The 9,898-nt window shown below is 69.5% G+C and carries 7 protein-coding genes; all 7 read right to left on the bottom strand.

All coding sequences use genetic code 11. The annotated features are described in order from the left end of the window. Positions 1-134: 134 nt before the first annotated feature. From tssH to AC1RVW_RS30200, 7 genes are read right to left on the bottom strand one after another with little or no spacing between them, the layout of a single operon-like run. Positions 135-2,810 (bottom strand): type VI secretion system ATPase TssH, encoded by a 2,676-nt coding sequence (gene tssH / locus AC1RVW_RS30230; protein WP_081271171.1) that lies wholly within the window; start codon positions 2,808-2,810, stop codon positions 135-137. A gap of 39 nt (positions 2,811-2,849) precedes the next feature. Further along, entirely contained in the window at positions 2,850-3,878 is a 1,029-nt protein-coding gene (gene tssG / locus AC1RVW_RS30225) for a type VI secretion system baseplate subunit TssG (RefSeq protein ID WP_493204396.1), read from the bottom strand. Further along, positions 3,875-5,767 carry a type VI secretion system baseplate subunit TssF gene (tssF, locus tag AC1RVW_RS30220; protein ID WP_493204394.1) on the bottom strand — a complete coding sequence of 631 codons (1,893 nt, stop codon included), beginning with the start codon at positions 5,765-5,767 and terminating at the stop codon, positions 3,875-3,877. The genes tssG and tssF overlap by 4 nt, the downstream gene beginning before the upstream one ends. 8 nt (positions 5,768-5,775) lie before the next feature. Further along, on the bottom strand, positions 5,776-6,291 hold the full coding sequence (tssE, locus tag AC1RVW_RS30215) for a type VI secretion system baseplate subunit TssE (protein ID WP_409194760.1): 516 nt from the start codon (positions 6,289-6,291) through the stop codon (positions 5,776-5,778). Further along, positions 6,284-7,105 carry a type VI secretion system accessory protein TagJ gene (locus AC1RVW_RS30210; RefSeq protein ID WP_081271175.1) on the bottom strand — a complete coding sequence of 274 codons (822 nt, stop codon included), beginning with the start codon at positions 7,103-7,105 and terminating at the stop codon, positions 6,284-6,286. The genes tssE and AC1RVW_RS30210 overlap by 8 nt, the downstream gene beginning before the upstream one ends. A 28-nt stretch (positions 7,106-7,133) precedes the next feature. Then, complete coding sequence (locus AC1RVW_RS30205; protein ID WP_081271176.1) at positions 7,134-7,691, bottom strand: type VI secretion system tube protein Hcp; 558 nt, start codon at positions 7,689-7,691, stop codon at positions 7,134-7,136. 39 nt (positions 7,692-7,730) lie between these two features. After that, on the bottom strand, positions 7,731-9,734 hold the full coding sequence (locus AC1RVW_RS30200; protein ID WP_493204391.1) for a caspase family protein: 2,004 nt from the start codon (positions 9,732-9,734) through the stop codon (positions 7,731-7,733). Between the last annotated feature and the right edge of the window lie 164 nt (positions 9,735-9,898).

The raw sequence follows: 9,898 nt of genomic DNA, 5'->3' as shown, positions 1-9,898 counted from the left end.
GACGGCGGGGTGCCTTGCGCAGCGAAATAAAGGGGGAGGCCGCAGGCCGGAGGACATTCGCGGAGCAAGGTACCCCGCCGGCGTGAGCGCGCCCCGAACAACCAACACCCGAAGCCGAAAAGCAGACAGTCATTTCAGTCAAAGGCATAAGTGAAGTCAGCGTCCTTCACATCCAGCGCCACCCGCCGGATCTCGCCACCCGAAGCCAGCCGCTGCAGGTACTCCACGGAGATCGTCGGCAGAACGGTGTTGGTGAGGATCGCGTCGATCACCCGCCCGCCCGACTCCGGGTCCTGGCAACGCGCCACCACCTGGTCGACCACCGCGTCGCTGTAGTCGAAGGGCACGCCGTGGTTGGCTTCCACGCGCTTCTTGATGCGGCCCAGCTGCAGCCGCACGATCTTCTTCATCATGTCCGGCGACAGCGGGTAATAGGGAATGGTGACGATGCGCCCCAGCAGCGCGGGCGGAAACACCTTCATCAGCGGCGCCTTCAGCGCATCGGCCAGCGCGTTGGAGTCGGGCAGCAGCTCAGGGTCGCGGCACATGCTCATCACCAGCTCGCTGCCCGCGTTGGTGGTCAGCAGGATGATGGTGTTCTTGAAATCGATCATGCGGCCCTCGCCGTCTTCCATCCAGCCCTTGTCGAACACCTGGAAGAAGATCTCGTGCACGTCGGGGTGGGCCTTCTCCACCTCGTCGAGCAGCACCACGCTGTAGGGCCGGCGGCGCACCGCCTCGGTCAGGATGCCGCCCTCGCCGTAGCCCACGTAGCCCGGCGGCGCGCCCTTGAGCGTGGAGACGGTGTGCGCCTCCTGGAACTCGCTCATGTTGATGGTGATGATGTTCTGCTCGCCGCCGTACAGCGCCTCGGCCAGCGCCAGCGCGGTCTCGGTCTTGCCCACGCCGGAGGTGCCGCAGAGCATGAACACGCCGATGGGCTTCTGCGGGTTGTCCAGCCGCGCGCGCGAGGTCTGGATGCGGCGCGCGATCATCTCCAGCCCGTGCTTCTGGCCGATCACGCGCTGGTTGAGCGTGTCGGCGAGCTTGAGCACCGCCTCGACTTCGTTCTTGACCATGCGGCCGACGGGAATGCCGGTCCAGTCCGCCACGACGGAGGCCACGGCCTGTTCGTCGACCGAAGGCAGGATGAGCGGCGACTCGCCCTGCACCGCCTGAATCCTGGCTTGCAGTTCGTGCAGCTCCGCCAGCAGCGCCGCCCGGTCTTCACCCCCGGCACCCGGCGCATCCACCGGCTTGTTGCCCGCCCGCAGCTTCGCACGCAACTCCAGCAGCCGATCGACCAGCCCCTTCTCCTCCTGCCAGCGCGCGTTCAGCGCATCGAGCTGCACCTTCGACTCGGCCAGCAGCGCGGCAACCTGCGCCGCCCGCTTCGTCACATCGATGCCGATGGCCTCTTCGCGGCCGATGATTTCCTGCTCGACCGTGAGCCCCTCGATGCGGCGCATGCAGTCTTCCACCTCGGGCGGCGTCGCGTGCTGCGACACCGCCACGCGCGCGCAGGCGGTGTCGAGCAGGCTCACGGCCTTGTCGGGCAACTGGCGCGCGGGAATGTAGCGGTGGCTCAGCTTCACCGCCGCCTCGATGGCTTCGTCGAGCAGCTGCACGCGGTGATGCTTCTCCAGCACGCTGGCCACGCCGCGCAACATGAGGATGGCCTTGGTCTCGTCGGGCTCGGGCACCTGCACCACCTGGAAGCGCCGCGTGAGTGCCGGGTCTTTCTCGATGTACTTCTTGTACTCGGCCCAGGTGGTGGCGCCGATGGTGCGCAGGTTGCCGCGCGCCAGTGCGGGCTTCAGCAGGTTGGCCGCATCGCCGGTGCCGGCCGCACCGCCGGCACCCACAAGCGTGTGGATCTCGTCGATGAACAGGATGATGGGCGTGGGCGAGCTCTGCACCTCGTCGATCACTTGGCGCAGCCGCTGCTCGAACTCGCCCTTCATGCTCGCGCCGGCCTGCAGCAGGCCGATGTCGAGCGTGAGCAGCTTCACGTCCTTCAGCTGCGGCGGCACGTCGCCGCGCGCCAGGCGCTGCGCGAAGCCTTCGACCACCGCCGTCTTGCCCACGCCGGCCTCGCCGGTGAGCAGCGGGTTGTTCTGGCGCCGGCGCATGAGGATGTCGACGATCTGGCGGATCTCTTCGTCGCGGCCCGTCACCGGGTCCATCTCGCCCTTCTTGGCCTTCTCGGTGAGGTCGACCGCGAACTTCTTCAGCGCGTCGCCCTTGCCCATGGCGGCCGGGGCCATCGCGCCGGAATCTTCGCCCGGCGCGCCGCTGCCCATGCCGGTGCCGTCCTGCGCGCGCATCTGCGCCTCGGGCGATGCGTCGCAGATCTTCGCGAAGTTGTCGGCCAGGTCCTCGACCTTCACTTTCTCGAACTGCTTCGACAGGCCGAACAGCGGATTGCGCAGGCTCTGCGTCTTGAGCATGCCCACCAGCAGGTAGCCGGTGCGCACCTGCGCCTCGCCGAACTGCAGGGTGGCATAGGTCCACGCGCGCTCGATGGCGTTCTCGATGTGCGGGGAGAAATCGCTGATGGCGGTGGCGCCGCGCGGCAGGCGGTCGAGCGCGGCCGTCATGTCCTTGGCGATCACCGACACGTCCAGGCCGTAGTGCTGGATCACGCGGTGCAGGTCGGAGTCCTGCGCCTGCAGCAGCTGCGCGAACCAGTGCTCCAGCTCCACGTACGGGTTGCCGCGCATCTTGCAGAACACGGTGGCGCCTTCGATGGCCTTGTAGGCCAGCGAATTGAGCTTGCCGAAAAGCGCGGTGCGGCTGATTTCACTCATGGGGAACTCCGTATATCTTCTGAACGAATGAAGATGGGTTTATTGAAAGACGCGCTGGCTGCTGCCGATGCGCACGTCCGCCGCATTCCTTGAACGGGCCGACTGCCCGAGCCACGACACCCAGCCCAGGCGCGGGCTGTTGCCCTTGGCGCCGCCCAGCCGCGTGGGTGGCACCTGCTGCTTCTCGAGCACCAGTTCGGCGTCCCACTCGAGCTCGTCGCCGAGCAGTTGCTGCATCCAGCGCTGCAGCACCGGCCGCGCATCGCCGGTCGGCAGGAACATGCGGTACTGCGCCAGCGTGAGCGGGCCCAGGTGCAGGCGCACGCGATGCTGCCGGTCCCACGCGCGGGTACCCAGCATCGCGCCCATGCCCATCGAGCGCGAGCTCTCGCCCTGCCCCAGCCGCGTGAGCTCTCCGGCCGGCAGGCTCATCCAGTGGCCGACCCAGCGCTCCAGCTTCACCGGCACGCCGAAGTAGCTGCACAGCACCGACTCCACGCTCTCCACGTTGTGCACGCGCCGCGCAAGCCAGCCAGAGAAGTGCAGCCGCGCGTCGTCATGAATCGCGTCGCGCCCCACGCGCCCCGGCGTGCCGATGCCGACCAGCGCGCCCACCTGCAGCCGGAAGCGGTCTTCGCCCGGGCGGTCCAGCGCCACGGCGGGCCGCGACTGCGCCCATGCGCGATAGAAGTGCAGCGAGAAGCGGTGCGAAAAGCTGTCGAGAAACGCCAGCCACGTCGGGTCGCCGTGGTTCAGGCTGCGTTCGCGGATGAAGTCGCTCAGGTGCACCGGCAGCGGACCGTTGGGCCCGATGTAGCCGAAGAACTGCTGGCGCAGTCGCGGCGGCGAATGCGCGGTCGCGGGCTCGAAGCGGCTGAAGCTCGCCGGCGCGAACGACAGCGACGGCTCCTGCCCCACGCGCACCGGCTCCGCGCCCGGCAGCAATGCACGGCCCCAGCGCGGCGTGGTCTTCGCAACCGACTCCAGCCGGCGCATCACGGCGAAGTAGTCGAAGGCCCACGGCTCGGCCGACCACTCGCGCAGCGCGGCATCGACGCGCGTGCTCACAGGATCTGTCGCGTCCCGCACAGCGGCCTCCAGCGCATGGTCTCGCCCTTGCCCGCAATGCGCAGCACGGTCTCGACGAAATGATTGACCTCCACATGGCGCGCCAGAAAGCGCGCGAGCACGGCGCCGAACAGGAACACGCTGTGGCCGTGGAAGGCGTCCTTGTCGACCTCGAGCGTCACCTCCAGCCCGCGGCCGAAGGCGATCGGCCCCTTCAGCGGCAGGCGCCGTGCCACCGGCTTGCTCTTGACCGACAGCAGCCCGCGCACCTGGCCCTGGCGCATCTCGTCGGCATGCACCGCATAGAGCATCAGCGTTTCGCGCAGCGCGGCGGCGCCCTGCTCGGGCGTGCTGTCGGACAGCGACAGGTAGTTGATCGCAAGGTGGTCGACCACGCGCCAGCCCAGCCCCTGGCTCACCACCGGCGACACCGGCCGCGAGGGTCCGCGCACCATGCGCACGCGCTGCACGGGAAATGAATCGACGCAGTCGAAGTCGTTGTCGCGGCCCAGCGGCATCAGCAGGGGCAGGTCGCGGTTGGTGCACAGCGCCGTCACCGCAAGCTGGCGCAGCGCGGCCGAATACGGCGCCTGCTGCGGATCGACGATCTGCATGTAGACCTCGGAGCCGATGTGGCTGCTGCGGTTGCCTTCGGTGCGCTGCCGCACCGACAGCATGCGCGGCTCGCGCGTGGTCGTGAAGTAGGCGGGGTGGCTGAGCCGGCTGCCGTGGAAGGCCGAGTAGAACGGCCTGAAAGGCTGCTCGGCCGCCACGGCTTCGGCGCCCGGCGCGCCGTGGCCGATGACTTCGATGACGGTGTGCACCTCGAAGTCCTGCGGCCGCGTGCGGTCGGGCACCAGGTGGAACTGGCTCACGCCCTCGTTCAGGGCCACGCGGTCGAGCCGCTTGGTGAACAGGTTGATGGCGGGCACGCAGTGCAGCTGCACGTTGTCGGCGCTCACCAGCTTCTCCAGCGCCGCATCGCCGCGCGAGAACAGCAGCACGATTTCCACGTCGGCCACCGGCATCGCGGCCAGCACGTCCTTCAGGCCGCCGATGCGCGCGAACTGGAAGCGCTGCGGAAACGCAAAGTACTCCTGCAGCAGCCGAAAGCCCGAAAAGCCGGTGGCCGTGACGGGCAGCAGTGCCTCGTCTTCCTCGAAGCCGACCGCGCCGATGGCGCTGGCCGGCAGGCTGTGCGCCGTGCCCTGCAACGCACCGGACGGCGACAGCGGTCGCACCAGCACGCCGACCGGCTGGCCCAGCGCGCATTCGTGCAGTTGCCAGGCCACGTCTTCCGCGCCGCTGAAATGCAGCACCAGTTCGTCGAGCGCGATCTGGTCGAAGCGGAGCCCCGCCGTCGCATGCAGCGCGATGCGCAGGCCGCCGCGAATGGCGCGCGACTGCGGATGCGTGTTCAGCGGCAGGTCGGGCGCATAGGTGAAGTACTGCGCACGCTGCACCTCCACCGGCCACACGCGCAGCGCGCTCGCGGTGCGGAACTCGCAGTGCGTGTTCTGCCCCACGGCCTGCCGCGCACGCAGCCCGCTGCCGCGCGGCAATGTGGGGCCGTTCGCAAGGTTCGCATCGTCGGGGTCGGGCACGAAAGACACGACCACCATCGCCGGCGTGGGCGCAAGAAAGTGCGGATAGACGATGTCGAGCAGGTGGCCGGTGAAGCGCGGGTACTCGGCATCGAGCTTCAGCCCCACGCGCGCCGACAGGAATGCGGTGGCCTCGATGAGCCGCTCCACGTACGGGTCGGCCACCTCCTGCCCCTCGATGCCCAGGCGGTGCGCGATCTTCGGGAATGCGCGCGCGAACTCCGAGGCGCTCTCGCGGAAGTAGCGCAGCTCCTGTTCGTACAGGCTCAGCAGCCGAGGGTCCATGTGCGGACTTACCTTGGGTTTTGCGCCATGTCCACTATCTCGATGCGTCCTTCTTCCAGGTCGACGCGGCTTCGCATCAGGAACTCCAGCGGTACGGGCTGTGCCCACAGCATGCCGCGTATCTGCAGGCCGATGCTGTTGTGGGAGTCCAGTGCGGGGCCTTCCATGACGAGTTCAACTTCGAGAGTGCGGGACAAAATGCGCGGCTCGAACTGCAGGATTGCGTTCTTCAAAGCCTGTTCCATGCTGACACGCTGCACCGACGAGGTGAACTGGCCAGACAGCATAGGCAATCCGTAATTGATGACCGAGCGCGCCGCGTTCGGGTACTGCCTGTCGTCCATCGAGAGGCCGTAGCCGGTGGCGTTGAAGAGCCAGCCCAGGTCGCGCAGCACGGCCTGTCGCAGCGCCTGCTTGGTGAGGGTGCGCTTCTCGTCGCTCTCCTTCTTCTCGTCGGGCGCATGGTCGACGAGGCGGTCGAGCAGCGAGGGCTGCAGCCGCTCCTGCGCGGTGAGCTCAGCCATCGGCGTCGCCTTGGCCGGCAGCCGGCGTGAAGAGGATTTCGCGCACGTCCATCAGCGCACGCTCGCTGCCGTCGCTGCTGCCCAGCACGCGCTGGCCGTGGCCGGCCCACACCTCGGGCCGCAGTTCGCGCCACTCGGTCTTGCGCGCGAGAAGCAGCTCGCCGTCCTCGGTCTTCTCGGTGCCTTCGTAGCGCGTGGGAATCAGCGCGAGCGTTTCGCCGCCGTTCTCGAACTGCAGGTGCGCGGGCATCCATACGCAGTCGCGCAGGTCTTCTGGAGGCTCGATCCTGATGTGCGCAAGGCGCGCATACGGAACCCAGTAGTACTTGCCGTTGACGAAGGCTTCGAGCACCGGGCCCAGTCGCATGTCGGCGTCGGCCAGCCATTCGAAGGGCGTGCCGTCGATGGTGCCGCCGATGGCGGGCGCGCCGTCGAAGGCGCGCTGGCGCAGGTCCTCGGCCAGATCGCTTTCGCCGCGGCCCTGCCGCAGCAGCGACTCGATGAGAAGCGCCAGCCATTCGTCGGGCTGGCCGAAGATCATCGGCGTGCGCTTGCCCGCGAACACGTCTGCGCGCAGCCCTTCGCAGCGCACGGCGTCGCCGTAGACCTGCTTCATGGGCACGGCCAGCGCGTCGAGTTCGGCGGCCACGGTGAGCTGGTTCAGCGCGCGCTCCCACTGGCCCAGCACGCACAGCAGCTGCGCCATGAACACGCGGTGCTTGCTGTCGGCGGGCCTGGCGCGCACGTCGTCGCTCAGGGCCTTGAGGGCGGCCGCGGGGTCTGCGGCCTTGATGAGTTCGGCGGCGGTCGTCATGTATGCGGCTCCTGTGGCGTGTGCGCGCTCAGGCGCGCGTGAACTGGCATTCGCGCACCGCGCCGCGCGCGCCGGTGGTCTTCTGCGGCGCCGACTTGACCTTGGCCGTGCGGTAGCTGATGGAGATCAGCTCCGAGGGCACGCCCCACTGCGCGCCGGAGTTCAGCACCAGCCGGCAGATGCGCGCGTTCTCCAGCGCCAGTTCGAAGGTGGCCTGCGCCTCGGTCGAGCGCTGGTCGCCGCCGGACTTGAAGACGCTGATGACGACCTTCAGGTCTTTCTCCTGCGCGCGCAGCAGGCTCGCGATGGTGGCGGTGGCCGCGTCGCTGCGGCGCGCGACGATCAGGTTGTTGGGCACCACCTGGTTCTGCGCCGAGGACTCGGGCACCTGCACCGACCAGTAGTAGCCGCCGATGTTCAGCCGCGCCTTGCCGTCGTCGAAGGCGCGCTCGAGTTCGCCCTCGACCGCCGCGCCCTTGTTCTCGATCATCATGACCAGGTCGGTGTCGGCCGAGCCGGTGCCGATCAGTTCGTAGAACCGCCGGGCGTCTTCAGGGCTCCAGGAGCCGTCTTCTGCAAATGCCATGTCACCTCCGGGTGCTTAGGAAAAAAATTCGAACCGGCGTCACGGCCGGGCTCCGTCGGCGGGCGCGCCGCCGTTCCTGCGCAGCAGGGCCGCGAACACCTGCCGCTCGCGCTCACCGGTGCCGGCCGGCGGCTGGCCGCCGCGCACGCGCACTTCCGACAGTTCCGCCTGCGCCGATGCCACGCCGAACAGGCGCGGCGCGCTGTAGGGCGCGGCGGGCACGGCCATGACGAGCAGGCGCGCGTCGCCCGGCGCATCGAGCCAGGGCAGGTCGAAGCGGCGGGCCGAGGGCTGCTCCGGCGTGCCGCGCTTGAAGCGGTTGGTCTCGCCCGAGGCGTCGGGGTACACCGGCTGCAGGTTGCCGCGGCCGTCGATGCCGGCGACGACCAGGTCGATCGAACGGCCGCTGGTGTTGCGCACGTTCAGCCGCAGGCGCTCGCCGGGGCGCAGCGCGGGCAGCGCACCCGAGGCCTCGTCAACGGACGCGCTGCGCAGCAGCCGCTCGCCGCTCCAGATTTCGAGCGCGGCGTCGAAGCCGTCGAGCCGGCCGTCCTTGCCGTAGTCCTGCAGCCGGGCAAGCCACTTGAGCTGCGCCAGCGACTGCAGGCGGCGGCGCAGCGCGGCGGTGTCGGGCAGCACGACGGTGGAGAGCGTGGCGCCGAACAGCGGTGCCAGCAGTTCGATGCGCTGGCCCGAGGGGCCGAGGTCGGTCCAGCGCACGTCGGCGGGCGAAGCATCGTCGGCCAGGCGGATCGCGGCGGGGTAGTCCAGGCTCAGGCCGGCGGGCAAGGGCTTGTCGGCGCGCACGCGCAGGGCGGTCGCGGCCGGTTCGCCGACCGGCGTGACGCTCCAGAAGGCCGCGCCCGACACATCCTTCAGCGCCGAGGGCACGGCAAGCCCCGCGACGCCGGGCGCGACCTGCGCAAGCGTTGCGGGTGCGCCGCGCACGGTGCCGTCCTCGAGCGTCGCGAGCACGCGCACCTCCTGCTGCGGCACGAGGCCGTCGAGCAGGCCCGCCTTCAGGGCCAGGCTGTCGCCGGTGCGCTGCGCGCGCCACACGGGCCGCGTGGATGCGGGCGCGCCGCTGTTGGCGAACAGCGGCGCATCGAGGTTGCCTTCGGCCACCGGCGACGGCAGCTCGCGCGTGGGAAAGCGCTGCGCGAGTTCATCGATGACCGGTGGATAGAGCGCGAGCACCCCGTCGAACAGTTCGCGCCATGTGGCGGGCTTGCGCGACAGCGCCTCCACCAGGGCCCAGGTCAGCAGGCCCTGCGGCCGGGCATCGCGTGAATCGCGGGCGTTGCGCGCCTTGCGGGGCAGGCGCAGTTCGGGCGTGATCTGGTGGCTCTCGGACGCGAAGAAGGCGACATAGCGGGCACGCGGCACGGCGTCGGCCGGAGCGGGTGCGGCCATGCCGGAGCGCACGGGCGCATTGCCCCCCGCAAGCTGCGTCGCGCGCAGGCCGCGCCAGCGCACCTCGTCGTCGGCCGGGCCTTCGGCCGTGGCCGGCGCATCGGCGGTGCCGCGCGTCATCGAGTTGGCGGCGCAGGTGTCGAACACCGAGGCGATGAAGACGTTCTTCGCGAGGAAGGCCTGGATCCAGCCGTCGAAGTCGGCATCGCGCAGGTCGCCGGTCAACGTGCTGTCGCTGCCGAGCGTGCCGCGCACGTCGCGCGCGAGGAAGTTCTCGGACAGGCCGTCGGGCTCCTGGTAGCGCTTGGCCACGTCGCGCAGGCGGGTGCCGTGGCCGGAGAAATACAGCAACACAAAGTCGCCGCTCCTCGACTGCGCGAGCAGCCGCGCGAGCGCATCGTGAATGGCCTGCGAGTCGGGCAAGGCGGCGCCGCTCACGCCGTCCGCCAGCACGGTGATGTCGGCCGCACCGAAGCCCTGCCTGAGCAGCGCGTCGCGCATGAGCATCACGTCGTTGCGCGGCGCCTGCAGCCACAGGGCCTGCGGCTGGTTGACGAGTTCGGAGACGCCGACGAGCAAGGCGCGCTGGGTGGCGAGGGCGAGGCTGCCGCAAAGGAGCAGCCAAAGCACCAGCAGTGCCTGCAGCCAGCGCAGTTGCCTTGCTCCTTCCCCCGCTGGGGGAAGGCCGGGATGGGGGCGGGTAGAGCGCCCATTGGGTACGCCGCGTGCCCCCACCCCTGCCCTCCCCCGGAAGGGGAGGGAGAAAGCCGATTCGAGTTGTCTTGCTCCTTCCC

The organism is Variovorax sp. MPBD4-3, from assembly GCF_058809745.1.
This window is presented reverse-complemented; position numbering and strand designations above follow the sequence as displayed.